Genomic DNA, 24,602 nt, shown 5'->3' with positions numbered 1-24,602 from the left:
ACGGCCTAGCGGCCGGTCTCGGCCGTGGCGGCCTCGGCGACGAGCGGCAAGCCGTTCGCGCCGACCTTCGCCGGCGCGTTGCGCAGCGCATGCTGACGGCCGATCGCGTGATACTCGATACCGAGTTCCAGCAGCGCGTCCGGTTCGTACAGATTGCGGCCGTCGAAAATCAGCGGCGTCTTGAGGAACTGCTTGAGCGCGTCGAAATCCGGGCTCTTGAAGACCTTCCATTCGGTGAGGATCACCAGCGCGTCGGCGCCCTCGGCCGCCTCCATCTCTTCCGTCGTGAACGTGAGGCGCGCGTGCTGCTGCGGCACGTCCTTCAGATCGAGCGCGAACACGCGCTTCGATTCGTCGATCGCGACCGGGTCGTAGGCCTTCACGCGCGCGCCGCGGCGCAGCAGTTCGGCGATCAGCGGACGGCTCGGCGCTTCGCGCATGTCGTCGGTGTTCGGCTTGAACGCGAGACCCCAGATCGCGAACGTGCGATCCGACAGGTCCTCGCCCAGACGCGCGACGATCTTGTGCGCGAGCACTTTCTTCTGCGTGTCGTTGACGGCTTCCACCGCTTCGAGAATGCGCAGGTTCGCCTTGTGATCGGCGGCCGTGCGGATCAGCGCCTGCACGTCCTTCGGGAAGCACGAGCCGCCGTAGCCGCAGCCGGCATACAGGAAGTCGTAGCCGATGCGCGGATCGGAGCCGATGCCGCGGCGCACGGCCTCGATGTCGGCGCCGACGCGGTCGGCCAGATTGGCGAGTTCGTTCATGTACGAAATGCGCGTGGCGAGCATCGCGTTGGCCGCGTACTTGGTGAATTCGGCGGAGCGCACGTCCATGTACAGCGTGCGTTCGCGATTGCGGTTGAACGGCGCGTAGAGGCGCTTCATCAGTTCGCGCGCTTTTTCGCCGGGCACGTCCTCGTCGCAGCCGAGCACGATGCGATCGGGCCGCGTGAAGTCCTCCACCGCCGCGCCTTCCTTCAGGAACTCGGGATTGGAGACCACCGAGAACATGTGGCTCGCATTGCGCGCGGCCAGTTCTTCCGCGATCGCTTCGCGCACGCGCGAGGCGGTGCCCACCGGCACCGTCGATTTGTCGACGATCACCTTGAAGCCGGTCATGTGGCGGCCGATGTTGCGCGCGGCGGCCAGCACGTATTGCAGGTCGGCCGACCCGTCCTCGTCCGACGGCGTGCCCACCGCGATGAACTGAATGTCGCCGTGCGCGACCGCGGCTTCGACGTTGGTCGAGAACTTCAGACGCCCGGCCTTGCGATTACGTGCGATGACCTCCTGCAGACCCGGTTCATGGATCGGCACGCCGCCGTTGTTGAGCACGTCGATCTTGCGCTGATCGACGTCGAGACAGAACACGTCGTGGCCGATGTCGGCCAGACAGGCGCCCGTCACGAGGCCTACGTAGCCGCTACCGATGATCGTCAGGTTCATGTGTTACCTCGGAGGTTGGGTTGGTTCACAAATAAAGTTCGGGGCCACCGCAAGAAAACGCCGGGCCGCCCCAGGTTTTCTCGCACCCCCTCGGGGGGCTGGCGCGCAGCGACAGTTGGGGGCCGACATCAGTACGCATTGCTGCCCACGAAGCCCTTCCACAGCGTCAGCACGACGATCTTGATGTCGAGCCAGAAGGTCCAGTGCTGCATGTAGTACAGATCGAGCTTGACGCGGCCCATCATCTTTTCGATGCGGTCGGTTTCGCCGCGATAGCCGTTGATCTGCGCCCACCCGGTGATGCCCGGCTTGATCCGGTAGCGGTGCATGTAGCCCTTCACCAGATCCTTGTAGATGTCGTCGTGTTCGAGCGCATGCGGACGCGGGCCGACCACCGACATCTCGCCGCGCAGCACGTTGATGAATTGCGGCAGCTCGTCGAGGCTCGTGCGCCGCAGGAACGCGCCGACCGCGGTGATGCGCGGGTCGCGGCGCGTGGCCTGGGTGATCTTGCCGGCCTCTTCCTGATGGATGCGCATCGAGCGGAACTTGTAGATCTCGAACTGATGGCCGTCGATGCCTTTTCTCTTCTGGCGGAAAAACACCGGGCCCGGCGAACTGAGCTTCACCATGACCGCGATCACGATCATCAGCGGCGACAGCGCGGTCAACGCGGCGAGCGCGAACAGGCGATCGAAAATGCGCTTGGGCAGCACGCGCAGATCGGTGATCGGCGAGGCGGCCAGGTTGATCGCCGGCACGCCGAGCAGATCGACCATCGGCTGGTTGAACAGCGTGAGGCTGCGCACGTCGGGAATGAAGCGGATATTCACGAAGTCGTTGCGCAGGTCCATCACGAAGCGGTGAATCGCCTTCTCTTTCGAAATCGGCAGCGCGAGCCACAACTCGCGAATCGCGCGCCGGCGCACCAGTTCGAGCATGCGCTGATAGTCGCGCTCGACCGGCACGCCGTCGATCGCGTCGCCCGCGTCGGGGTCTTCGTAATGGTTGATCGTGCCGTCCTCGTCGAACACCACCACGGGGCTAAAGCCCGCATCGGGGCGACTGCGCATCTGCTCGATCAGAAACCGCCCATACGGCGCGCCGCCGACGATCGCCACCGCGCGCTGATTGAAGCCCTCGCGGCGCAGACCGCGCAGGATCGAATACACGATCACCTTGGTGACGATCAGCAGCACGATGGTGGCCAGCGCCCAATACGCGAGCCACAGCCGCGACAGGCTGTCCGAGCGGTGCAGGCTGAAGCTGATCAGAATGCCGGTGACCTCCACCAGCACCCAGCCGCCGGCGACGCGGCACAGCAGGTCGTACAGCGGCTTGCCGCGCCATGACTGATAGATGCCGAGCGCGGGGAAAAACACCACCACCAGCAGGCAATCGAACGCGAGCGACACGCTTTGCATATCGTCCAGCCACACGAACTTCCCGCTGTGCGCGGCCGCCGCGAGGGCGGCGCCCAGCGCGACCATGGCGATGTCGATGATTCTCGATAGAACGCTCAGCATGCGTGGCCCCTCAGTTCGTCAGTCAAGTGCCATCCGTTGTGGTTGATTAATTCCGTCATGCACTTCGGTCCGCCGCGCGACGCACAACGCCGGTATCCGCGTCCGGCCAGATAAATGCGCGACGCGAAATGAATTGAACCGGTGCTAATTGCTCCGCCGTTTTCCTTTCCAGAGAAATGACTGGAACGGCCGGCTGGAAAATGCGTGTCGGAATGAGTGAATACCCTTGTACAGGTATAGATAAAGCGGTATTAAAATTCGCGCCGCAAGCCTGCAAAAAATCTCAAATTGTATCGGTCAAAGTTTCGGTATTTTTTCCGACTTTTGTTCGGCAATTGTTACCGGATTTAGCGTTGGAACGGCGTATTGCGCGCCTTTCCGTCGGCCTATGCGGTGGCTGCCGAGCGTTTCCTACGAAGCTTACAGCGGCGCCTTTCGTGGTTATTCTGCCGCATTGTCGGGCGTAAAAAAATGGCCCATGATTTTTTTCGGGTAATTTTTCTTTTTTAAAAGTTACGCCGACATTTTTTCTTCACGAAACAGACGATTTTTATTAGCGGATTTATATAGTTTCTATTTAACGCGCTTTTATTGATTCCAGAGTTCATGATAAAACTCGACGCATTCACCCCAGCCTCGAGGAGTCCATCATGACAGCTCCGGTCACGGCCATCCCCGCCGACACCCGGTCCACGCAAGCTACGCCCCTGAACGTCAAGCTCAAGGTTCATCCCGTGATTCTGGCGGGCGGCTCCGGCACGCGCTTGTGGCCGATGTCGCGCGAACAGCATCCGAAGCAGTTGATCGGCCTGCTCGGCGAGGATTCATTGCTGCAATCCACCACGCGCCGCCTCGACGGACTCGAGGCCGGCTATCCCGTCACCGGACAACTCGTCGTGGTGGCCAACGAAGAGCAGCGCTTCACCACCGCCGAGCAATTGCGCACGAGCGGCAAGCCGGCCCGGCTGATTCTCGAACCCGTCGGGCGCGACACGGCGCCGGCGCTCACGGTGGCCGCGCTGTCGGTCGCCGCGCAGGACGAGGACGGCATCATGGTCGTGATGCCCGCCGATCACGCGGTCACCGACCTCGACGGCTTTCATGCGGCGGTGGCCGTCGGCGTGAAGCACGCGGCAGCCGGTCATATCGTGACGATGGGCATCGTGCCGACCCGCGCGGAAACCGGCTATGGCTACATTCGCATCGGCGCGGCGCTTGTCGGTGCAGCCGACGAAGCTCAGGAAGAAAGCACCGGCAAGATCGAGGTGCATCAGCTCGATCGCTTCGTCGAGAAGCCGCATCTGGAACTCGCGCAGCGCTACATCGAATCGCAGGAATACTGGTGGAACAGCGGCATTTTCATCATGCGCGCGTCGACGTGGCTGAAGGCGATCCGCCACTTCCAGCCGGCGATTTTCGAAGCATGCGAAGCGGCCTTCGCGGGCGGCAAGGCGGACGGCGACTTCTTCCGTCTGCAACGCGATGCGTTCAGCGCGTCGCCGTCGAATTCGATCGACTACGCGGTGATGGAGCAGCTCGGCAACGATCAGACCGCCGCCTCGGGCGTGGTCGTGCCGTTGCAGGCGGGCTGGTCGGACGTCGGTTCGTGGGACGCGATCTGGGACATCTCCGACAAGGACGCGAGTCAGAACGTAGGCCGCGGGCGCGTGATGTTCGAAGGCGCGAACTCCACGTTCGCGCATTCCGAGGGACGGCTGATTGCCTGCGTGGGTACGCAGGATCTGGTGGTGGTCGAAACGGCCGACGCGATTCTGGTCGCCGATAAATCGCGCGTGCAGGACGTCAAGAAAATCGTCGGCCGGATTCGCGAGGACGGCGGGCTCGAAGCGGCCAACCATCGCAAGGTGCATCGCCCGTGGGGCAACTACGATTCCGTCGACACGGGCGAGCGTTTCCAGGTCAAGCGCATCGTCGTGAAACCGGGTGCGCGGCTTTCGCTGCAAATGCATCATCACCGCGCCGAACATTGGATCGTCGTGCGCGGCACGGCGCTCGTCACGCGCGGCGAAGAGCGCTTCATCGTCTCCGAAAACGAATCGGCTTATATTCCGCTGGGCGTCACGCATCGTCTCGAGAACCCCGGCAAGATGCCGCTCGAAATGATCGAGGTGCAGTCCGGTTCGTATCTCGGCGAAGACGATATCGTGCGCTTTGACGACACTTATGGACGTCAATGAGGGACGCCGGTCAGGGACGTCGATGAATCAATGCCAGTGACGAGTCACAACGGATGAAGCGGGAACCTGCGGCGGTTGCTCCTACCGGCCGCGGGGTGCTGCGCTCATCCCGCGTGGGAGATGAGTTCTGGGTACGACGAAAAACGATCTGACGCACTGTTCTCGCTGCTTGCGTTCGTGCTGGCCGGTTCGCCGGGATAGCGGCGCAAGGGTCCGCGGAACGCATTGAGCGGACCGTGCAAAGGCGCGCCGTGATTCACCGCGACAGGCTCCGGCACATGACGCATGGGCGGCAAGGGACGCGCGGGCGCCGGCACCGTTGAATTCACCGCAGGCGCGGGCACATTCACCGTCGATGCCGGCTCCGGTGCCGCTTGGGTCGCTTGTGTCTGGGCCGCCGCGAGCGTGCCGCATTCACGGTCGATCCACTGCCGCGCCCATTCAAACGCGTACTGCTCCGCTTCTTCGGCATGCGCGAAGCGTGGGCCCACGAGACCGGAGCGCTCGATGCGCTTGCCGTCCTTCATGATTTCCGCCCATGCGCGATACATCTCATTGGGCACCCGCTCGGCCGCGATGTAGATCTGATAGCCGCGCCGGTCGGCGATCTCGGTGCCGCGTGGCGCGAGACTCATCGACAGCGGCGTGCGTTGATCCGCCTGTTCATGCGCGTGGCGTGCCGACACAACGGCCGAATTCAAACCGTTCATGGCCGCGCCGACCGCGCCCGCTTCGTCCATGCGCGGCAGACCGGCTCGCCACACGGGCCGTGCCGCCACTGCCGACGCGCCGTTGGACGCCGCCTGCATGCGCGACGGCGCGGCCGGCGGCACCACGGCTGGCGCGGTATCGAGCCCCGCCAATTGGCGCGTGATGTCCGCGATCGGATCGGCCGAACGCCAGTTACCCGCATGATGCGACGTGCCATTGGACGAGCCCGGCGCTTGCCACGACTCGGGACTCTTCCAGGACACGCCACGCATGCTTTCGTCACGCGTGCTGGGGGTTTCCGTGACCGGTGCCGCGGGTTTGGCCGCGACGGGCGGCGCCGGTTGGGGGACGTACGCGAAAGTGCGCCCGGTTTGGGATAACAGCCGAACCATCTCGAGCAGCGTGCCGTTCAATTGCCATTCTTCAAAACGGCGCCGGCAGGTAGGACCCGACGGATAGCGGCCTGGCAGTTTCGACCAGGGCTCACCGGTTGTCAAAATCCACAGGACGGCATTCGCCACGATGCGTGGTTCGGCGCGGGGCCGGCCGCGTCGGTTTAGACGGACGGCCGGCTCATCGGAGACGAGCGCTGCCAGCAGCGCCCATTCGTCATTGCTTAGCTCATCAAAAAACATTTGGATTTTCTCCACGCAGCCTGGCCAGGCCGCGGCTTTGGGTCAGCCACGGATTCAACTTTCACGATCCATGTGCGACCCTCGGTTGCACAAATATGTCTTGGACGTTTTGCTGGCTGGTCAATACCGCCCTGTCTTAGTGCGGTTTGTCCCTATTGCGAAGCACAAAACGTGGTCTCACTCGTGCATGGGAGAATTGTGCACGAAGCATACCATCCCCAGGGTTTGCGTGAATATGACTGAGACAAGTGTTACGGATGGAAACAAACTTGTCCTTTTTGCTGCGTCATTCCACGCATTGCCGTAACAGAACTACTGTCCATTCGGGCGATGGAAAAGGTTGCTGCGCAGCACAACGTTACGACTATCTAAACGAGTTGCCTTGGTAAATCTGTTGCCCAGACGGAACGCGATTTCAATACATTTTGAGTGAATGTCGAAGAGGCGCGCAACACCTCGGACGCATCTTTTCGACAGCGCGCGAACAGCCGCCTGTACGCCGCCGCGCGCGCGAGCAACGCCCACGCAAAGCGCCGGCTTCGCGTTCGACGACACCCGCGCGGGCCGGCGCAGGTTTCTAGCGCACTGGCTTGGCGGCGCCCTCGCCCACCACGGTCGTCCATTCGCGCACGCGCCATTGCGCGACCAGACCCGCGCGAACATACGGATCGGCCTCGGCAAAGGCTCTCGCGGCAGCGGGCGAGTCGCCCTGGAAGAGCAGCAAGGCGGTGTCCGCGGGTTCGGTCAACGCACCGCCCAACAGCAGCTCGCCGCGTTCGACTGCCGCCCATGCGAGCTTCAGATGTTCGTCGCGATACGTGCCACGACGTTCGAGATAGTCGGGCACGAGGTCATACATCAAGAGGTAGTGCATGAGAGTCTCCCAAGGCTTGCTTGCAAGAATGGATCAGTGACGCACCGGGCACATGTCGAGTCTAATAGACGCCAATGATCACCAATGGATTTTCTTCCGATTTACTATTCACGTGCGCCCGCAGCAATCCGAAATGCATACTTACGCCTTTCATCATTCGGCGTGAATGCCGTTGATGTAATTCATGCGAATTCGCCGCGACAATTCCTCTGCGTCGCATGACATGATTCGGCGCTGTCGCGCTTGCTCAAATCATGGGACGCACGCGGCCTCCGCCATGGCAGGCGTAAGGGAATACCACGGCGCGCGCGTGTCAACCAGAACGCGCCGTCCGCCGTTGTGGCAGACAGTATTTGCCATAATGAACGTGCCGAGCGGCTCTGTTGCGGGCTGTTGCGTTTGTGCCCGCGCGCCTGAACAACCACAAAATGTCTCACCACCCATGGAGTGTCACATGAAGATCCAATCCGCTATCGCTACGCTGGTGCTGGGCGCGGTGCTCGTTTCGCCGGTGTTCGCACAGAACAGCCAGCAGACCAAAATGGCCGACTGTAACAAGCAGGCAGCCGACAAGAAAGGCGACGAACGCAAGGCCTTCATGAAGAGTTGCCTGTCCGCCAAGCCCGCGGCCGCGCCGATGACCCAGCAGGAAAAGATGAAAGTGTGCAACACGCAAGCCACCGGCAAGAAAGGCGACGACCGCAAGGCGTTCATGAAGAGTTGCCTGTCGTCCGCGCCGGCCAACCAGGCCGTGCAATGAGCGATGCGCAATGAATGCGACGGAATGAACCCGGCGCAAACGTCCGGCATTGAGTCGCTCATCGATCGATAAGGGCCGCGCCTTTCTCTGGCGCGGCCCTTTGCTTTGTGCGCCCTTCTTGCAACGCTCCGTGCGCATCAACGCGCGCATCAACGCACGCACCAACGCGCGCACGAACGTGCCGTTTTTCTTCTATGATGGCTGCGGAGACGGCCCACCCTCAATACAACATCAGACGGGCCGCCATCTTGTCGTTGGTGCTGCAGGGCATCGATCGGAGGCAAGGATGGTATCGAAGCATAAAAACCGCTGGTTAAGGCGGTGGCTGGTCGTCATCATCTTCTGGGCGGTGCCCGTGGCGATCGTTGCGGTGAACGAGATCAGGGAGGAAATGGCGTACAACGCCGTCGACCTCGATCGCGCGCTCACCACCTGGAATCTCACCGACGCGCAACGCGCCGCAGGCGTAGCCGCGCGCTGCCACGGCAAGCCCGACGAAGCGCAAGCCGCCGGCTGCCCAGCCGAGGTGCTGGCCGCCAATGCGCCGCGTCAGCAGGACGCCCGCAATGAATACAGCGTGCGCCGCACTACCCTGATGGCTTATCTCTGGCATGCGTTCGTCGGCTACTGGGTCGTGCCGGCTATCGCACTGTTCCTGCTCGGCGTGCTGATCGGCATGATTCGCCGCGCGCTGCGGCGGCCGCCGGCGGTGAAAAGCCCGGCGAATCACGGATGACGGCGACTGCGTCGATAGTCGCTGCGCGCTGGCGTCGTTGCATTCGCGCGGGCGCCGGATCAGCGTCACGAAACACCGGTTCGCGGCGCAGAAGCAACACTTTCAATTGAATTGCAACGGGAATCGCTGGCGCGAAAAATCGGTAAAAACGGGCATTCGGTTCGGTCAGGTCCTTTCGAGCGTGGAGCGGATCGAGTCTCGACGGCCGCCCCGGAAAGCCCATTCGAACTCGCTGCCGGAGCGCTTCGAACGGTGTTTTCGATGCAGGTCAAATTTACATCACGATGCCTTGCGATTAGCCGCAAAGCCCCGCCACACAAGGCTCTCCGCCTGCCGGCGAGGCGTCCCTCCAGGTCCGCATGTGATATAACTCAAAGGGCAACCCCGGCAACATCCAACGAGGTTGCGCCCCGGAACCATGACGGAGAAAAACGATGCAAAGACGAAACTTCATGTTGAAGACTACCGCTGCGCTCGCTTTCGGAGGCCTTGCACTCGCCGGCTGTACGACCACCGGCGGCGGCAAGCAGGGCACGTCCTCCACCGATACCTCCAAACGCCAGTCGATCGACGCCAGCGTCGACGGCACCATGTCGCGCCTCTATACAACGGTGAAGGGTTCGCGCGAACTCGTCGCCAAGGCGCGCGGCGTTCTCGTGTTCCCGTCGGTCCTGCAAGCGGGCTTCATCGTCGGCGGCCAGTACGGCGAAGGCGCGTTGCGCGTGGGCGGCAGCACGGTCGGCTACTACAGCACGGCCACGGGATCGTTCGGTCTGCAGGCAGGCGCGCAATCGAAGGCCATCGTCTTCCTGTTCATGACGCAAGACGCGCTCGACAAATTCCGCAACGCCGACGGCTGGTCCGTGGGCGGCGACGCTTCCGTCGCACTGGTGAAGATGGGCGCCAACGGCGCGATCGACACGAACACGGCCACGGCGCCGGTCGAGGTATTCGTGATGACCAATGCCGGCCTGATGGCCGACCTGTCGCTCCAGGGCACCAAGGTGTCGCGCCTGAAGATCTGAGCGCGCGGTGAGTTTGCCGGTCCGCGGGCTGCGGCGGATCCGCCGGTTCCGCTAGCGGCGGCAGCGGTTCAGACGCAGCCCGCGGACGAGGCGATTGCACGTTGCATCCCGCGCACGCGGTGCCTGCGGGTCATGGAGCTTTGTGTTCGGCATCCCGATGCGAGCCCTCATGCCGGCGATGCGACTATCCCCAGCGAAGCGGCAATAAAAACGGCGATGCGCCTTGCACATCGCCGTTCTTTTTATCGTGCCGCGCGAGGCGGTGGCCGCTTTATCAACCCGGCCCACTGCGCCATGTCCGCTCGCCTCAACTGCCCGACGTATCGATCACCTTGAAGCGCGAACGCTTCTGCGCGCGAATCACCGACTGATACGCGTCCACATACTGCTGCGCCATCCGGTGCGACGTAAAGCGCTCCTCGAAACGTTGCCGCACGCCCGCGCGCGGCATCTTATGCAGGCGATTGACCGCCGCGACCGCGCCGATCTCGTCCTCGACGATAAAGCCGGTCACGCCGTCTTCCAGCACTTCGGGCACCGAGCCGCGATTGAACGCGATCACCGGCGTGCCGCACGCCATCGCCTCGATCATGACGAGGCCGAACGGCTCCGGCCAGTCGATCGGGAACAGCAGCGCATGCGCGCCGGAAAGGAACTCGGCCTTCTGGTGATCCGCAATCTCGCCGATGAATTCGACATAGGGCAAGTCCAGCAACGGCCGGATATCGCGTTCGAAGTACTCGCGATCGGCGGCGTCCACTTTCGCGGCGATGCGAATCGGCATGCCGCAACGTCCGGCAATGCGAATCGCCGTGTCGACACGTTTTTCCGGCGAGATGCGGCCGAGAAACGCGAGGTACTTCTGCTCGACGGGTTGCGGTGTGTAGAGCTGCTCGGGCAAACCGTGATAGACGGTCGTGAGCCACCTGGCCTGCGGCAGCGGATGACGCTGCGCATTCGAAATCGAAATCACCGGCGCGGTGTTGAACGTGTCGAACACCGGCTGCTGCTCGGGCAAGTCGAGACGGCCATGCATCGTCGTGACGAAGGGCGTCTCCTGGCGCTTGAACACCGAAAACGAGTAGTAGTCGAGGTGGAAATGCAGAACGTCGAAGCTCTCGGCCTGGCGGCGCACCAGTTCCATCAGCAACATATGGGGCGCCACGCGGTCGCGGATGCCGGGGTCCAGACGCAAGGCGCGAGGCCAGACCGCTTCGAGTTTTGCGTTCGTGACGGAGTCGCCGCTCGCGAACAGCGTCACGTCATGGCCGAGATCGACGAGCGCCTCGGTGATGTACGACACGACGCGCTCCGTGCCGCCATATAACTTGGGCGGCACCGATTCGGTCAAGGGGGCGATCTGCGCAATCTTCATATTGTGTCTCCGTGAACTGACGGCTTGCGCGTGCGGCGGTGCGCGTCAGCGGCGCCGGGATGCCGGCGCCAGGTGCTTCCCGATCAATGCCGATCAATGCCGATCAGTGCGATCACCCGCCGCGCGAGCGCGTGCATCACCGGCATCGAAGCATTATTCATCAAGGCGCAACAAAAAGCCCCTGGTCTTGCATTTCCTCGGTGCTGTTACATTCAGCTTACATCCGCCCAGGCACCGAATCGCGACGCTGCTAACGAGTCGGCCATTTCCACGCCGGTAAGTCGCGATCGTCCGCGTCCGCGATACGCGTCGCGCCGAAGTGCTTCTCCAGCACGATCGAGCGGCTGTCGTTCTCGCGCTCGAGCGCCGCGATCAGCCGCGCCGCGTGCGACACCACCAGCACCTGCGAATGCGTTGAAGCACGCGCGATCAGACGCGCGAGCGCCGGCAGCAGATCCGGATGCAAGCTCGTCTCCGGTTCGTTCAGCACCAGCAGCGCCGGCGGACGCGGCGTCAATAACGCGGCCACCAGCAGCAGATAGCGCAAGGTGCCGTCCGATAGCTCCGCGCCCTTTAACGGTCGCAGCAGGCCGTGTTGCTGCATCGTCACTTCGAAGCGGCCGTCCTGCGTCGCGATGTCGAGGCGCGAGCCGGGAAAGGCGTCGTCGATTGCCGCATCGAGCGCGACCGGGTCGCCGATTTCACGGATGGTTTGCAACGCGGCGGCGAGGTCGGCGCCGTCGTTGGAAAGCACCGGCGTATGCGTGCCGATTTGCGGCAGACGCGCGGCGGCTTCGGCGTCGGTGCGGAAGTGGTCGTAGAAGCGCCACGAGCGGATCTGTTCGCGAACCGTGATCATCTCCGGCGCGGTGCGCGGGTCGGAGAACTCCGTCATCATGCTGTCGAAGCTGGCGACGGGTTGCGGAACGGCTTGCCAGTCGCGACCGTCGCGCGTGTGGATCGCGGGGCCGCGCCGATCGACCAGCATTGCGGCCGGGCGCAGCACCGGACCGCTCCAGATGCATTCGCGTTTGATGATCGGGTCGAGCTGGAAGCGGCTGTTTCCGGGCTGCGGCAGCCCCAGGTCGATCGCATAACCGAAACTGTCGCCGGAAAAGCCGAGCCGCAGACTCACCGGCTCTTTGCGGCGCGTCCCTTCAACCGCAAATTCCCCATCCAGCACCGCACGCGAAAAACGCTCGGGCCCAGCCCACAAGGTGGACTGCAAACCGCCCTCACGCGCGAGCGACGTGATCACTCCGCCGCGCGCGGTCTCGGCGAGCAGACGCAGCGAGCGATATACGCTCGACTTGCCGCTGCCGTTCGCGCCCGTGATCACATTCAGCCGGCCGAGCGGCACGATCAATTCGCGCAGCGACCGGTAACCGGCGATGGCCAGGGTCGTCAGCATACGCGCCGCCTTCGGTCAAACGCGAGCCGCGACGTGCCCGCGACACGCACCCCGTATCCATGCGTCATCATCCATGCCCGCCGCCCTTGCCCGGCGTCTGCACCGGCACACTGCGTAAATCGCGCAGGAACGTATCGCGCCACACGCCGAGATCGTTCTTGCGCAGCGCCGCCATGTTGATCTCGTGACGCCGCTGACGTGCATCGAGCGGCATTTGCAGCGCGCGTTGCAAGGCTTCGCACATGCCGATCGCATCGTGCGGATTGACGAGCAGCGCGCCGCTCAACTCGGCCGCCGCGCCCGCGAAAATCGACAGCACCAGCACGCCAGGGTCGTCGGGATTCTGCGCGGCCACATACTCCTTGGCGACGAGGTTCATGCCGTCATGCAAGGGCGTGACGAAGCCGATCTGCGACTCGCGAAACAGCGACATCAGTTTCCAGCGGTCGTACTGCTGGTTCAGATAGCGGATCGGCGTGTAGTCGAGGCCCGAATAGCGCCCGTTGATGCGCCCTGCCTCGTACTCCAGGTCCTGGCGGATCTTCTGATAAGTAGCGACGTCCGAGCGCGTGGGCGGCGCGATCTGCACCAGCGTGACGTTGCCGCGCCACTCGGGCGAGCGCTCCAGCAGATGCTCGAACGCGCGGAACCGCTCGACCAGTCCCTTCGAATAATCGAGCCGGTCCACGCTCATGATCAGCTTGCGGCCCTCCAGACTCTGCTTCAAATCGAGCACGTGCTGGCGGCTTTCGTAGCGCTTGGCCTGTTCGGCGATTTCGTCGGGAAACACGCCGATCCGGTAGACGCCCGTGCGCAGCTTGCGGCCGAATGCTTCGACGAGGCCGTCCGCGCTGACGGTGCCGCGCGCATGACGCGTCACGTAATCGTGAAAGGCGAGTTCATCGGTCGCGGTCTGAAAGCCGAGCAGGTCGTAGCACGACAGCGACTTCACCAGTTCTTCGTGCGGCGGAATGTTGAGCAGGATCTGCGGCGCGGGAAACGGAATGTGCAGGAAGAAACCGATGCGGTTCGTGATGCCTTCGGAACGCAACGCTTCGGCGAACGGGATCAGATGATAGTCGTGAACCCAGATGACGTCGTCCGGTTCGAGCAGCTTGATCAGCTTGTGCGCAAGCCATGCGTTGACGCGCCGGTAGCCCGCGTATTCCTCGCGCTCGTAGCGCGCGAGGTCGTTGCGGTAGTGGAACACCGGCCACAACGTCGCGTTCGAAAAGCCGCGGTAGTACTGGTCGTAGTCCTTGCGCGTGAGGCCGACGGTCGCGAACGTCACCGCGCCGTCCTGTTCGAGCGTCGGACCGGCGTTGGCGACGGTTTCGCTGACCACGTCACCGCTCCAGCCGAACCACACGCCTCCCGCGTCCTTCAGCGCGCCGAATACGCCGACCGCGAGGCCGCCCGCCGACCCCTTGGTTTCCGTCGGCGTTGCGACGCGATTCGACACGACGATCAGTCGGCCCATGTTGGTTATCCTCCTTGGTTCGCACGGCTTTGAGCGCGGCCTCGCTTCGACGGCAGGAAGATAAGCGAGTGAAGCGAGGCGCGCCATGCCGCGTCAGGTTCGTCAATCAGTGGGCGGTTCGACCACGTGGTGCCCGATCGGTTGCACGCAGTTTCACGCACGCGCCGCCCGGCCGCGCTAGGCGTTCTCCTTCACCTTGCGCGACGGCTCGGGCACCGCCGGACGGCTGCCACGGCTTGCGACCGGATCGGCTTCGGTGTGCGCGGCGGTGCTGCCGGCCGGCGTGCGCGCACCGCGCGGCACCCAGTCGAGCGGCTCGCCCTTGCCGTTTTCGAGTTCCGCCGACACTTCGGCACGCGCGCGCGGCAGGTACTGCGGATAGTGCTTCTGAATGAAGTCGAGGAGCCCCTCGCGAACCCGGCAGCGCAGGTCCCAGTTCAGGCCGGAATCGAGCGAGCTGACGAGCGCGCGCAATTGCATCGAGCGCTCCGTGCCGTCGGTGACTTGCAGCACCTGCACGCGGCGGTCCCACTCGGGCGCGCTCTCGACGATGCGCGCGAGTTCCTCGCGCAGCGGCGCGAGCGGCATCCGGTAATCGACGTAAAGAAACACGGTGCCGATGATCTGCGAACTGCTGCGCGTCCAGTTCGAAAACGGATTTTCGATGAACCATTGCAGCGGCACGATCAACCGCCGCTGATCCCACAGACGCACCGACACATACGTACCGGTGATTTCCTCGATGCGCCCCCACTCGCCCTCGATCACGACGACGTCGTCCAGACGAATCGGCTGCGACAACGCAATCTGCAAACCGGCGATCAGATTGCCGAGCACCGGCCGGGCGGCAATACCGGCGACCAGACCGGCCACGCCCGCCGACGCCAGCAGGCTCGCGCCGATCTGCCGGACATTCGGAAACGTCATCAGCGCACCGCCCACCCCGACGATCACGATCACCAGCATCACCGTGCGCGCCAGCACCCTCGCCTGCGTATGGATGCGGCGCGCGTGCAGATTGTCGGCGGTGTCGAGCGGATGCGCCTGAATGATCGCCTCGCCGATGGCCGCCGCCGAGCGCACGGACAGCCACGTGAGCGCGCCGATCAGCGCCATCGCGGCGGCGTCGCGCAACGGTGCGATGAAGCGCAGCGTATCGGGCGCTTCCCACCACACCGCCTCCAGCGCGAGGATCACGAGGACGAACAGCGACGGCTTGTCGATGTAGCGCAGCACCACGCTGGTGAGCGGATAAGGCCGCGCGATGCGCGTCACGATGCGCGCGCCGACCCGATGAATGCCGATGCCCAGCAGCACCGCGACGCCCGAGACGATCAACGCGCCGAGCCACGTATGCAGCGGCGCTTCGGCGATACGGCTGAGTTCGTCGAGAGTAGGCAGGTAGCGCATGTTCCTCCTGACTTGGATATCGGACCACGGAATCGCCGAACCGCGACGCGAGAACGCGGCGCGTGCGGCTCGCCGCGCACGGCGAAAGAGGCGGCAAGGCGCCCGCGACGCGGGCGCGAGCCCGAAAGCCCCGTCCCGCTGATGATACTGACACGCCTGAAATAAACGCGGCGCGCCGTCTATGTTTCGATTGCCCGGGCCGCGCCTGGCGGCCCGTTAACCCCGGCGTGGGAGGCGTCAGCCGTCGTTTGGATCAGCTTCCGCTCTTGCAAGGAAACGCCTTGCCGAGTCCCAACGAGATCGCCGTGCTGGCGTTGTAGCCCGCGACGATTGGATTTTCCGCGATGTACTTGCGCACCGCGTCGGTCAGTTGCGCCGAGCGCGCGTCTTGCGGCAGGCAGAAGTACTGGCCGACGCGCGGCCCGGTGGTGCCGCCGATCGCGTCGATGGTATTGAAGATGCCGTCGGCGGCGCCTTCGATATAAGCGGCGCACGCGCTACGCGACGCCACGTCCGTCTTGGTGCACAGCTTGTTGAGGTCGCCTCCCGTAAACGCGAATGCCGATAGCGGTGCGGCAAGCGCGCTGGCGAAAATCAAAGCCCGCAGCATGGTGTTCCTTTCCAGTCGTTTATCACGCGGTCTGCTGCCGCGTCCCGAGGGCGCGCCACGCGGCGCGCCAAAGTCGTCATTCTGCACTGTTTTGCGAAGCGGCAGCAGGCAACAGCGGCTAGCTTCAGGCGCTTTTACGTGCGCGGTGTTCGCGGCTTGCCGGCATGCAATCCGGCGCGCCGGACCGCGGCGGCGCGGACACCGCCTCGCCGCGCCCTTCACTTCTGTTGCATTTGCTGCAGGCGCGCCGTCAGTCCTTCGACGACGTCCGGCTCTTTATAGGTCTTCGCAAAATCGAGCGCGGTCAGGCCGATCTGGTTCTTCACCGTGAGGTCCGCGCCATTGTCGAGCAGCAGTTTCACCGTCGACACATGGCCGCCGCGCGCGGCCATCATCAGCGGCGTCGTGCCGTTGGGCGAACCGGCGTCGACATAGGCCGAGTGGTCGAGCAGCAGCTTGACGACGTCGTCGTGGCCGTTCGCGGCTGCGTAGTGCAGCGGCGCCCAGCCCTTCTTGTTGACTTCGGCATCCTTCGCGATCAACTGTTTGACGAACTCGATGTCGCCGTTCAGCGCGGCCATCATCATCGCGTTTTCGCCGGCCTTGTCCTGGATCTCGACATCGGTTTTAGGATTCGCGAGCAAGGCGGCGCCCACCTTGTCCGACTTCTCGCGCGCGGCCAATACCAGCAGCGGATAGCCCTGGTTGTCGACGCTGTTCGGGTCCATGCCCTTGGCGAGCAGCTTGTTCACGCCGTCGACGTCGTCGAATTTGACCGACTTGATCAGCGAGTCGATCGGCGCGGCCTGAACCGGCGCGGCAAAGAGCGCAGTGAACGCCGCGCAGGCCAGCGTGGCCGCGAGCGCCATGCGGGCCGCACCGCGCCGCGCCAAGGCGGGAACGGTTTGCGTGACTGGAATCAGGGGAAACGCTGCGTTCGACATCGGATTAGTTCTCATATTTTGCTTTAGGAAACTTTCCTATCCACTTGATATTTATCATTTTTAGACTCAAACCCCGGCAGGCGCCGGGATCTTGAAGAGCCGGAAGAAATTCTGCGTGGTCGCGGCGGCAAGCGCGGCATCCGGCATCTCGCGCTGTTGCGCGATGAAGCGTCCGACATAACTGACGTACGCAGGTTCATTCGGCTTGCCGCGATACGGCACCGGCGCGAGGTACGGCGAATCGGTTTCGATCAGCAAGCGCTCGAGCGGCACGCGGCGCGCGACGTCCTGCACGTCGGTCGCGCTCTTGAACGTGACGATGCCCGACAGCGAGATATAAAAATTCTGCGCCAGCGCCTGCTCCGCGACCGCCCACGGTTCGGTGAAGCAATGCATCACGCCGCCCGGCTCGCCCGCGCGCTCCTCGGCCATGATGCGCAGCGTGTCTTCCGCCGACGAACGCGTGTGGATGATCAGCGGCTTTTGCGTGGCATGCGCCGCGCGGATATGCGTGCGAAAACGCTCGCGCTGCCATTCCATGTCGGCGATGGTGCGGCCTTCCAGACGGTAGTAGTCGAGGCCGGTCTCGCCGATCGCCACCACCTTCGGATGGTCGGCCAGCTCGACCAGTTCGGCGAGGCTCGGCTCGCGCATGTCCTCGTGATCGGGATGCACGCCGACCGACGCGTAGACGTTCTCATACCGGCTGGCGATGTCCAGCACGGACGGCAGCGTTTCCAGATCGACCGACACGCACAGCGCATGCGTGACCGAATGGCTGCGCATGTTGTCGAGCACCTGCGGCAGGCGGTCGGCGAGTCCTTCGAAGTTGATATGGCAGTGCGAGTCGACAAACATGAGGATGATGTCCTGCTAGCTAATGATCAAAATGCGGCGGCGCGAATCAGGTGGCAAATCAGGTGGCAAATCAGGCGGCAAATCAGGTGGCAAACCCGGTGTCGAGGCGCTTGCCGAGAATCACCAGATCGCGCTCCACGCCGTCGAGCACCGCGACGCGCGGCAGCGAGCCCCAGGTGTCGAAACCGAAGCCGCGAAACAGGCGCAGGCTCGCTTCATTGTGGCCGAAGATAAAACCCAGCACCGTATCGATGCCGAGCGCCGGCGCCACCGCGAGCGAGGCCGCCAGCAGTTGCTTGCCGATGCCCTTGCCGCGCGCGCACTCGTCCAGATAGATGCTGACCTCGGCCGTGCGCTGGTAAGCCGGACGGCCATAAAAGTCCGAAAAGCTCAGCCACCCGATCACGCGGCCCGGCTGCCGCGGATCGTCGACGACCCACAGCGGACGCTTTTGCGGACCGTGCGCGTGGAACCACGCATGCCGGCTTGCCACGCTGACCGGTTCGAGGTCGGCGGTGACTTGCCGCGACGGCACGGTCGAGTTGTAAATGGCAACGATCGCGGGCAGATCGTCGAGCGTCGCATCGCGGTAGACAAGGCTCATGGTGTTTTGAGTGAGATCGAATTGGAAACAGCGTGGAAACGCCGTGCGAGCTGCCGGCCAAAGGGCGCCGCAGTGACCAAGCTAAGTGAGCAACCTAAGTAACCAACCTAAGTGACCAACCTAAGCGAACAACTCGCGATAACCGAGGAACAGTTCCTCGAACACCAGCCGCGCATTCAACGGATGGTTCTCGACGGCGCGCTGGCGCGTCACCGTGCGCATGAAGCGCGCGAACGCTCCAGCGTCGGCCTGCGATGCGCAGCGCGTCAGCGCCGCCGAGGCTTGCGGAAAATAACGCGGCGCGCCGGCGGTGCGCTGCGCCAGCAAATCGTACATCCAGCGTTGCAGCCAGCCGAGCACCAGCGGCACCGGCAGCTTCTGCAACGCCTCGCCGCAGGCGAAGGCGTCGCACTCCGAACCGGCGGCCAATTGCTTCAGGGTCCAGTCGCGCAGCGCGCGGTTCTCGTCGCTCGCGAGCGCCAGCGCCGTGAGCGGCGCGCCGCCGGCTTCCGCCAGCAGCGCGGGCGCCTCGGCGACGCCTTGCGCGGCCAGCCACTGCGTTGCCGCTTGCTGCGCCGGCAGGCTCATCGGCCATTGGCGGCACCGGCTGATGATGGTGGGCAGCAGCCGGTCGACGCGCGCCGACACCATCAGGAACACGACGCCCGCGGGCGGCTCCTCGAGCGTTTTCAGGAGCGCGTTGGCCGCCGCGATATTCAGCGCCTCGGCCGGATACAGCACGACCACGCGCGCGCCGCCGCGATGCGAGCCGACGCCGACGAAGTCCAGCAGACCGCGAACCTGCTCGATCTTGATTTCCTTGCTGGGCGCGCGAGTCTTCTTGCCCTCGTCGGCGTCGGCCTTGTCGGCTTTTTCCTCGGCGGCGTTGCCGGCGCCGGCTTCAGCGGCCAGCGCCTCGGGCACGACGATCCGGTAGTCGGGATGATTGCCTTGCGCGAACCAGTTGCAGGCGACGCACGCGCCGCACGGCTCGCCGTTGGCCTGCTGCGCCTCGCATAGCAAGCCCTGCGCGAGATGCTGCGCAAAACGCAGTTTGCCGATGCCGGCCTGCCCATGAAGCAGCAACGCATGCGGCCAGTGGCCGCGCAACTGCTGCAGGCGGTTCCAGTCATCGGCTTGCCACGGATAAATCATCGTTTCTCTTTGAATTCAATCAGTTGACGGCGTTTCACGAGAGGTCACAAGAACTTCGTAGGTCGCTATAATGGCGGCTTATATTTTTTAAAAATCAAAGGCTTGCAATCAATTCTTCGAGTTGCTTCTGAATTCGCGTGATGCTTTGCGACGAGTCGATGATAGCGAACCGGTACGGCGCTTCTTCCGCGCGGCGCAAATACTCGGCGCGCGTGCGGTTGAAAAACGCCACCGACTCGCTCTCGAAGCGGTCCGGGTCGCGTACCGCGCTGCGCCGTTCGCTGGCGACTTCGGGCGCGAGGTCGAACAGCACCGTCAGGTCCGGCTGAAACCCGCCCTGCACCCAGCGCTCCAGCGTTTCCAGCTTGTCGCGCGGCAGTCCGCGCCCGCCGCCCTGATAGGCGAAAGTCGCGTCGGTGAAACGGTCCGACAGCACCCAGTCGCCGCGCGCGAGCGCCGGCTCGATGACCTCGGCCAGATGCTGGCGGCGCAGCGCGAACATCAGCAAGGCCTCGGTTTCGAGGTCCATTTTCTGATGCAGCACAATCTCGCGGATCTGCTCGCCGAGCGGCGTGCCGCCCGGCTCGCGCGTCATGACGACCGAACGGCCGGTGCTCGCGACCTTCGTTTCGAGGCGCTCGCGGAACCAGCCGAGATGGGTGGTCTTGCCGGCCCCGTCGATGCCCTCGAATGTGATGAATTTGCCCCGCGCCATCATTGCCCTCGAATGTATTTGTCCACGGCCTTGTTGTGATCGCCGAGGGTGTCAGAAAAGATGCTGCTGCCGTCGCCGCGCGACACGAAGTACAGCGCGGTGGTTTGCGCCGGGTTCATCGCCGCTTGCAGCGACGCGACACCGGGCAACGAGATGGGCGTAGGCGGCAAACCCATCCGGGTGTAGGTATTGTAGGGAGTGTCAGTCTGCAGGTCTTTCTTCCTGATGCGGCCGGCGTAGTTTTCGCCCATGCCGTAAATCACGGTCGGATCGGTTTGCAGCGGCATGCCCACGCGCAGCCGGTTCGCGAACACGGCCGCCACCATCGGGCGGTCGGACTTCCTGCCGGTTTCCTTTTCGATGATCGAGGCCATGGTCAGCGCGTCGTACGGCGTCTTGTACGGCAGGTCCGCCGCGCGCGCGACCCACGCCTCGTCCAGACGCAAGCGCATCAGCCGGTATGCGCGGCGGTACACGTCGAGGTCGCTCGTGTTCTTGTCGAACAGATACGTGTCCGGAAAAAACAGCCCCTCGCCGTTGCCGATCGGCGCTTCCGGCGCGTTGATCGCGTTCATCAGCGCGGCGTCGCTCATGCCGAGCGTGTCGTGCCTGAGCGCCGGATTGGCGTCCAGCTCGGCGCGCATGCGCTTGAAGGTCCAGCCTTCGATAATGGTCGCCACGTATTCGTTGACGTCGCCGCGCGCGATTTTCTGCAGCACCTCATACGGCGTCACACCCGTCTTGAACTCGTAGTTGCCCGATTTCAGCGCGCTTTGCAACCCGAGCAGCCGCGTCATGACGATGAACAGCTCGGGCTCGACCGGCACGCCGCCGCGATTGAGCTGCAACGTGACGCTGCGCAGGCTGCTGTGCGGTTTGACGGTGACGTCGAGCTGCGCGGGGGTCAACTCGAGCGGGCGGTTGGCCCAGTAATACCCGCCGGCAACGGCGGCGCCGGCCAGCACGACGACGATCGAGCCGGCGACGAGACATTTCTTCAGGAGGGACATGCGAAACATGGCTGGGTTGGACCTCATATAATACTTGTTTGCCTTAGCCAAAGTCAGAATTGACTGTTCCGGGAATCCATGAACACACCGCTCGCTAATGCTGCTTCAGGCGCTTCAGGCACGACTGCTTCAGGCGCGACTTCGGCTCCCGCCGCCGCGGCCCCTTCGGCCGCGTCTGCCGGACTTCCCACGCTGCCGCGCCCGGCGTCCGATGAATTCGAGGCCGTGGTCGAGCACGGCGCCTACATGCCGCTCACGCAGTTCGGCGTGATCGACGCCACCGGCGACGACGCGGCGAGCTTCCTGCACGGCCAGTTGACCAACGACACCCAGCATCTCGATGCCGCCAATGCGCGGCTCGCCGGCTACTGCTCGGCCAAGGGGCGTCTGCTGGCGTCGTTCCTCACGTGGCGCAGCGGCGACACGATCCGCCTGCTGGTATCGAAAGACGTGCAGGCCGCGGCGCAGAAACGGCTGTCGATGTTCGTGCTGCGCGCGAAGGCCAAACTCGTGGACGCAAGCGGCGAACTGGCGGTGATCGGCCTCGCGGGCGACGTGCGCCGCGCGCTCTCCGGCGTCTTCGACGCGCTGCCCGACGGCGTGCACGTCAAGGTGGACGGCGCCGCCGGTTCGCTGATCCGCGTGCCGGACGCGCTCGGCCGCCTGCGTTATCTGTGGGTCGGGCCGAAGGCGCAAGTCGAGGCGCACCTGCCCTCGCTCGACGACAAGCTCAAGCGCGTGTCGCCGGCCGTCTGGGACTGGCTCGACATTCGCGCGGGCGAACCGCGCATCACGCAGCCGGTGGTCGAGCAGTTCGTGCCGCAAATGGTCAACTTCGACGTGCTCGGCGCGGTGAATTTCCGCAAGGGCTGCTATCCCGGCCAGGAAGTGGTCGCGCGCAGCCAGTATCGCGGCACGATCAAGCGGCGCACGTCGCTCGCCAACGTGGCCGGCGAACTGGAAACGGTGCAGGCCGGCGCCGAACTGTTTCACTCGGACGATCCGGGCCAGCCGTGCGGCATGGTCGTGAATGCGGCGTCGGCGCAGGACGGCGGAGTCGATCTGCTGGTCGAGATCAAGCTCGCGGCGCTGGCAAGCGGCTCGGTGCATCTGGGCGCGGCCCAGGGCCCCGCGCTCCGGTTCCTGGCGCTGCCATATGGATTTCCAACCGAGGTTTAAAGCAGAGGAACGAGAGTGAGCGGCGCGGTCAGGCGCCGCTTTTTTCTGGCCTCTTCAACGCCATCGCCCCACCGGGAGACGTCCCCCGATGTGCCTGATCGTTTTCGACTGGCGGCCCGACGCGCTCGACGGCCCGCTCCTCACGCTCGCCGCGAATCGCGACGAATTCTTTCGCCGCACGGCTGAGCCGATCGGCTGGTGGCGCGACGCGCCAGGCGTGCTGGCCGGCCGCGATCTGCTGGGCGGCGGCACGTGGCTCGGCATGTCGCGCGACGGCCGTTTCGCCGCGCTGACCAATTACCGCGCGCCGCATGAAATGCGCGCCGACGCGCCCACGCGCGGCACGCTGGTTAGCGATTGGCTCAACGGCTCGCCGCCTGGCTCCGTCAACTCGACCCACGCAACGCCGCTCGAGTATCTGCACCACGTCGCCCGCACGGGCGACATTTACAACGGCTTCAACCTGCTGGTCGGCGACTGGACGCGCCGCGAACTCGGCTGGTATTGCAACCGCTCGAACATCGCGCCCACCTTGCTTGCGCCCGGCACGCACGGCATTTCTAACGCGGTGCTCGATACGCCGTGGCCGAAGCTGGTCAACAAGCGCGCCGAACTGGGCGCGCTGCTCGCCCGCGACTCGATGCCGCTGCTCGAACGTCTGATCGATCTGATGCGCGATCCGCGCCTTGCCCGCGACGACGAATTGCCGTCCACCGGCATTCCGCTCGAACGTGAACGGGCGTTGTCGGCGGCGTTCATCGAGACGCCGGAATACGGCACGCGCGGCACCACCGCGTTGCGCGTGGTCGCGCATGGCGACGTGATCGGCGTCGCCGTCGCCGAGCGCAGCGACGACAACGGCTCGCACCGGATCGTGCGCCCCGGCGACTTCGAGCGCAGTTTCGCGTTCAACGTGGAACGCGAGATTCGCGCCGACGAGACGGTCTAGGCGCGGCAGCGATTACTCGTCCCCGAACGCCCCGCGCAATGCCGCCGCGGCATCCGCATGCGCGTGCGCGACTTCGGGCACGAAGCCGCCCATCTTGAAGAACTCGTGGATCATGCCCGCGTAGCGCCGCAGCGTGACGCGGTTGCCCGCCGCCAGCAATTTTTCCGCGTACTCATCGCCTTCATCGCTGAGCGGATCGTATTCGGCGGTCGCGATCCAGGCCGGCGCGAGGCCGCCGAAAGCGGGCGCGCCGCGCGTGCCGTCGAGCGGCGCGAAACGCCAGTCGTCGCGATCGCTCGTGTCGCGCACGTACTGGTTGAAGAACCATTGAATCGTCTCGCCCGACAGCAGAAAGCCGCTGGCGAGCCGCGAGTGCGAATCGGTTTGCTGATAGCCGGTCACGCCGGGGTAGATCAGCAATTGCAGCGCGAGCGCGATGCCGGCGTCGCGCGCGAGCACCGCGCAGACCGTCGCGAGCGTGCCGCCCGCGCTATCGCCGCCCACCGCGAGGCGCTTCGCATCCACGCCATGTTCCGCGGCATGCGCGTGCAGCCACGTCAAGGCGTCGAAAGCGTCCTCGACGGCGGTCGGAAACTTGTGCTCCGGCGCGAGCCGGTAATCCACCGACAGCACCGCGCACCGGCCGTCGCGCGCGAACATCCGGCACAGCGCGTCGTGCGTATCGACGCTGCCGATCGTGAAGCCGCCGCCGTGGTAATACACCAGCGCCGGCGCGGGCTCGGCCCAGCTCGGCTCGTCCGCGTGATAGAGACGCGCGCGAATCGCGGCGCCGTCGCGCGTCGGCACGTGCAGGTCTTCCACGGAGAACATCGGCGCGCTCGCGATGTCCAGAATCGACGCGCTTTTCTCATACGAGGCGCGCGCCTGTTGCGCGGTCAGTTCGTGCAGTTGCGGGCGCTTCGCGCGCACGATCATGTCGAGCACCCGCTCGATCGTTGGATTCAACGGCATGGTGCGTTAACTGGCGC

The 24,602-nt window shown here is 64.4% G+C and carries 22 protein-coding genes; 6 read left to right on the top strand and 16 right to left on the bottom strand.

The window, feature by feature from the left end; genetic code table 11:
• Nucleotides 1-5 precede the first annotated feature (5 nt).
• Together ACOCG7_RS20425 and ACOCG7_RS20420 are read right to left on the bottom strand one after the other, a co-directional pair.
• Nucleotides 6-1,448 (bottom strand): UDP-glucose/GDP-mannose dehydrogenase family protein, encoded by a 1,443-nt coding sequence (locus ACOCG7_RS20425; protein WP_347143468.1) that lies wholly within the window; start codon nt 1,446-1,448, stop codon nt 6-8.
• 128 nt (nt 1,449-1,576) lie between these two features.
• Nucleotides 1,577-2,974 carry an undecaprenyl-phosphate glucose phosphotransferase gene (locus ACOCG7_RS20420; protein WP_073426644.1) on the bottom strand — a complete coding sequence of 466 codons (1,398 nt, stop codon included), beginning with the start codon at nt 2,972-2,974 and terminating at the stop codon, nt 1,577-1,579.
• 650 nt (nt 2,975-3,624) lie between these two features.
• Here ACOCG7_RS20420 and ACOCG7_RS20415 point away from each other — a divergent pair.
• Nucleotides 3,625-5,172, top strand: coding sequence for a mannose-1-phosphate guanylyltransferase/mannose-6-phosphate isomerase (locus ACOCG7_RS20415; RefSeq protein WP_347143467.1), 1,548 nt, complete (start codon nt 3,625-3,627; stop codon nt 5,170-5,172).
• A gap of 104 nt (nt 5,173-5,276) precedes the next feature.
• Here ACOCG7_RS20415 and ACOCG7_RS20410 read toward each other — a convergent pair whose 3' ends face one another.
• Nucleotides 5,277-6,518 carry a transposase gene (locus tag ACOCG7_RS20410; protein WP_347143466.1) on the bottom strand — a complete coding sequence of 414 codons (1,242 nt, stop codon included), beginning with the start codon at nt 6,516-6,518 and terminating at the stop codon, nt 5,277-5,279.
• 577 nt (nt 6,519-7,095) lie between these two features.
• Nucleotides 7,096-7,392 carry a YciI-like protein gene (locus ACOCG7_RS20405; RefSeq protein ID WP_073426647.1) on the bottom strand — a complete coding sequence of 99 codons (297 nt, stop codon included), beginning with the start codon at nt 7,390-7,392 and terminating at the stop codon, nt 7,096-7,098.
• Between the two features lie 454 nt (nt 7,393-7,846).
• On the opposite strand from ACOCG7_RS20405, the gene ACOCG7_RS20400 reads away from it, so the two are divergent.
• From ACOCG7_RS20400 to ACOCG7_RS20390, 3 genes are all read left to right on the top strand, one after another.
• Nucleotides 7,847-8,152, top strand: coding sequence for a PsiF family protein (locus ACOCG7_RS20400; RefSeq protein WP_073426648.1), 306 nt, complete (start codon nt 7,847-7,849; stop codon nt 8,150-8,152).
• Between the two features lie 286 nt (nt 8,153-8,438).
• On the top strand, nt 8,439-8,888 hold the full coding sequence (locus ACOCG7_RS20395; protein ID WP_073426649.1) for a hypothetical protein: 450 nt from the start codon (nt 8,439-8,441) through the stop codon (nt 8,886-8,888).
• 434 nt (nt 8,889-9,322) lie between these two features.
• Nucleotides 9,323-9,913 carry a BPSL1445 family SYLF domain-containing lipoprotein gene (locus ACOCG7_RS20390; protein ID WP_073426650.1) on the top strand — a complete coding sequence of 197 codons (591 nt, stop codon included), beginning with the start codon at nt 9,323-9,325 and terminating at the stop codon, nt 9,911-9,913.
• Nucleotides 9,914-10,220: 307 nt separating this feature from the next.
• Here ACOCG7_RS20390 and ACOCG7_RS20385 read toward each other — a convergent pair whose 3' ends face one another.
• The 11 genes from ACOCG7_RS20385 to mltG form a co-directional block, all read right to left on the bottom strand.
• Nucleotides 10,221-11,288, bottom strand: a complete 1,068-nt coding sequence (locus ACOCG7_RS20385; protein WP_347143465.1) for a glycosyltransferase family 4 protein — start codon at nt 11,286-11,288, stop codon at nt 10,221-10,223.
• Nucleotides 11,289-11,538: 250 nt separating this feature from the next.
• Nucleotides 11,539-12,699 carry an AAA family ATPase gene (locus ACOCG7_RS20380; RefSeq protein WP_347143464.1) on the bottom strand — a complete coding sequence of 387 codons (1,161 nt, stop codon included), beginning with the start codon at nt 12,697-12,699 and terminating at the stop codon, nt 11,539-11,541.
• A gap of 67 nt (nt 12,700-12,766) precedes the next feature.
• Nucleotides 12,767-14,179 (bottom strand): alpha,alpha-trehalose-phosphate synthase (UDP-forming), encoded by a 1,413-nt coding sequence (gene otsA, locus ACOCG7_RS20375; RefSeq protein ID WP_083083709.1) that lies wholly within the window; start codon nt 14,177-14,179, stop codon nt 12,767-12,769.
• A 177-nt stretch (nt 14,180-14,356) separates the two neighbouring features.
• On the bottom strand, nt 14,357-15,589 hold the full coding sequence (locus ACOCG7_RS20370; protein ID WP_176035733.1) for a mechanosensitive ion channel family protein: 1,233 nt from the start codon (nt 15,587-15,589) through the stop codon (nt 14,357-14,359).
• A gap of 253 nt (nt 15,590-15,842) precedes the next feature.
• The gene (locus tag ACOCG7_RS20365) at nt 15,843-16,199 is read right to left on the bottom strand and encodes a Rap1a/Tai family immunity protein (RefSeq protein WP_073426654.1); all 357 of its coding nucleotides are present in this window, start codon (nt 16,197-16,199) and stop codon (nt 15,843-15,845) included.
• 218 nt (nt 16,200-16,417) lie between these two features.
• Nucleotides 16,418-17,143 carry an ankyrin repeat domain-containing protein gene (locus tag ACOCG7_RS20360; protein WP_347143463.1) on the bottom strand — a complete coding sequence of 242 codons (726 nt, stop codon included), beginning with the start codon at nt 17,141-17,143 and terminating at the stop codon, nt 16,418-16,420.
• Nucleotides 17,144-17,209: 66 nt separating this feature from the next.
• Nucleotides 17,210-18,001, bottom strand: coding sequence for a TatD family hydrolase (locus ACOCG7_RS20355; protein ID WP_073426656.1), 792 nt, complete (start codon nt 17,999-18,001; stop codon nt 17,210-17,212).
• A gap of 82 nt (nt 18,002-18,083) precedes the next feature.
• A complete protein-coding gene (locus ACOCG7_RS20350; protein WP_347143462.1) occupies nt 18,084-18,605 on the bottom strand; it encodes an N-acetyltransferase family protein in 522 nt (173 codons plus the stop codon).
• A gap of 120 nt (nt 18,606-18,725) precedes the next feature.
• Nucleotides 18,726-19,760, bottom strand: a complete 1,035-nt coding sequence (locus tag ACOCG7_RS20345) for a DNA polymerase III subunit delta' (protein WP_347143461.1) — start codon at nt 19,758-19,760, stop codon at nt 18,726-18,728.
• A gap of 94 nt (nt 19,761-19,854) precedes the next feature.
• The gene (tmk, locus tag ACOCG7_RS20340; protein WP_073426659.1) at nt 19,855-20,475 is read right to left on the bottom strand and encodes a dTMP kinase; all 621 of its coding nucleotides are present in this window, start codon (nt 20,473-20,475) and stop codon (nt 19,855-19,857) included.
• Nucleotides 20,475-21,485: an endolytic transglycosylase MltG gene (mltG, locus tag ACOCG7_RS20335; protein WP_347143460.1), complete on the bottom strand. Its 1,011-nt coding sequence runs from the start codon at nt 21,483-21,485 to the stop codon at nt 20,475-20,477. Before mltG ends, tmk begins: the two co-directional genes overlap by 1 nt.
• Before the next feature lie 78 nt (nt 21,486-21,563).
• Here mltG and ACOCG7_RS20330 point away from each other — a divergent pair, with 78 nt between their 5' ends.
• Together ACOCG7_RS20330 and ACOCG7_RS20325 are read left to right on the top strand one after the other, a co-directional pair.
• Nucleotides 21,564-22,664, top strand: a complete 1,101-nt coding sequence (locus tag ACOCG7_RS20330; protein WP_347143459.1) for a folate-binding protein — start codon at nt 21,564-21,566, stop codon at nt 22,662-22,664.
• 88 nt (nt 22,665-22,752) lie between these two features.
• On the top strand, nt 22,753-23,613 hold the full coding sequence (locus ACOCG7_RS20325) for an NRDE family protein (RefSeq protein ID WP_073426661.1): 861 nt from the start codon (nt 22,753-22,755) through the stop codon (nt 23,611-23,613).
• 12 nt (nt 23,614-23,625) lie between these two features.
• On the opposite strand, the gene ACOCG7_RS20320 is transcribed toward ACOCG7_RS20325, so the two are convergent.
• Nucleotides 23,626-24,585 (bottom strand): alpha/beta hydrolase, encoded by a 960-nt coding sequence (locus tag ACOCG7_RS20320; RefSeq protein ID WP_114162414.1) that lies wholly within the window; start codon nt 24,583-24,585, stop codon nt 23,626-23,628.
• Between the last annotated feature and the right edge of the window lie 17 nt (nt 24,586-24,602).

Origin of the sequence: Paraburkholderia sp. DD10, from assembly GCF_049177125.1 — a bacterium.
Lineage (GTDB): Bacteria > Pseudomonadota > Gammaproteobacteria > Burkholderiales > Burkholderiaceae > Paraburkholderia > Paraburkholderia terricola.
This window is presented reverse-complemented; position numbering and strand designations above follow the sequence as displayed.

Excerpts from the sequence above, each read along its gene's own strand:
- ACOCG7_RS20355 (WP_073426656.1), bottom strand. The coding sequence starts at position 18,001 with ATGTTTGTCGACTCGCACTGCCATATCAACTTCGAAGGACTCGCCGAC.
- ACOCG7_RS20395 (WP_073426649.1), top strand. The coding sequence starts at position 8,439 with ATGGTATCGAAGCATAAAAACCGCTGGTTAAGGCGGTGGCTGGTCGTC.
- ACOCG7_RS20360 (WP_347143463.1), bottom strand. The coding sequence starts at position 17,143 with ATGTCGAACGCAGCGTTTCCCCTGATTCCAGTCACGCAAACCGTTCCC.
- ACOCG7_RS20330 (WP_347143459.1), top strand. The coding sequence starts at position 21,564 with ATGAACACACCGCTCGCTAATGCTGCTTCAGGCGCTTCAGGCACGACT.
- ACOCG7_RS20365 (WP_073426654.1), bottom strand. The coding sequence starts at position 16,199 with ATGCTGCGGGCTTTGATTTTCGCCAGCGCGCTTGCCGCACCGCTATCG.
- ACOCG7_RS20400 (WP_073426648.1), top strand. The coding sequence starts at position 7,847 with ATGAAGATCCAATCCGCTATCGCTACGCTGGTGCTGGGCGCGGTGCTC.
- ACOCG7_RS20405 (WP_073426647.1), bottom strand. The coding sequence starts at position 7,392 with ATGCACTACCTCTTGATGTATGACCTCGTGCCCGACTATCTCGAACGT.
- ACOCG7_RS20325 (WP_073426661.1), top strand. The coding sequence starts at position 22,753 with ATGTGCCTGATCGTTTTCGACTGGCGGCCCGACGCGCTCGACGGCCCG.
- ACOCG7_RS20385 (WP_347143465.1), bottom strand. The coding sequence starts at position 11,288 with ATGAAGATTGCGCAGATCGCCCCCTTGACCGAATCGGTGCCGCCCAAG.
- otsA (WP_083083709.1), bottom strand. The coding sequence starts at position 14,179 with ATGGGCCGACTGATCGTCGTGTCGAATCGCGTCGCAACGCCGACGGAA.
- ACOCG7_RS20380 (WP_347143464.1), bottom strand. The coding sequence starts at position 12,699 with ATGCTGACGACCCTGGCCATCGCCGGTTACCGGTCGCTGCGCGAATTG.
- ACOCG7_RS20425 (WP_347143468.1), bottom strand. The coding sequence starts at position 1,448 with ATGAACCTGACGATCATCGGTAGCGGCTACGTAGGCCTCGTGACGGGC.
- ACOCG7_RS20345 (WP_347143461.1), bottom strand. The coding sequence starts at position 19,760 with ATGATTTATCCGTGGCAAGCCGATGACTGGAACCGCCTGCAGCAGTTG.
- mltG (WP_347143460.1), bottom strand. The coding sequence starts at position 21,485 with ATGTCCCTCCTGAAGAAATGTCTCGTCGCCGGCTCGATCGTCGTCGTG.
- ACOCG7_RS20415 (WP_347143467.1), top strand. The coding sequence starts at position 3,625 with ATGACAGCTCCGGTCACGGCCATCCCCGCCGACACCCGGTCCACGCAA.
- ACOCG7_RS20410 (WP_347143466.1), bottom strand. The coding sequence starts at position 6,518 with ATGTTTTTTGATGAGCTAAGCAATGACGAATGGGCGCTGCTGGCAGCG.
- ACOCG7_RS20390 (WP_073426650.1), top strand. The coding sequence starts at position 9,323 with ATGCAAAGACGAAACTTCATGTTGAAGACTACCGCTGCGCTCGCTTTC.
- ACOCG7_RS20350 (WP_347143462.1), bottom strand. The coding sequence starts at position 18,605 with ATGAGCCTTGTCTACCGCGATGCGACGCTCGACGATCTGCCCGCGATC.
- ACOCG7_RS20420 (WP_073426644.1), bottom strand. The coding sequence starts at position 2,974 with ATGCTGAGCGTTCTATCGAGAATCATCGACATCGCCATGGTCGCGCTG.
- ACOCG7_RS20320 (WP_114162414.1), bottom strand. The coding sequence starts at position 24,585 with ATGCCGTTGAATCCAACGATCGAGCGGGTGCTCGACATGATCGTGCGC.
- tmk (WP_073426659.1), bottom strand. The coding sequence starts at position 20,475 with ATGGCGCGGGGCAAATTCATCACATTCGAGGGCATCGACGGGGCCGGC.
- ACOCG7_RS20370 (WP_176035733.1), bottom strand. The coding sequence starts at position 15,589 with ATGCGCTACCTGCCTACTCTCGACGAACTCAGCCGTATCGCCGAAGCG.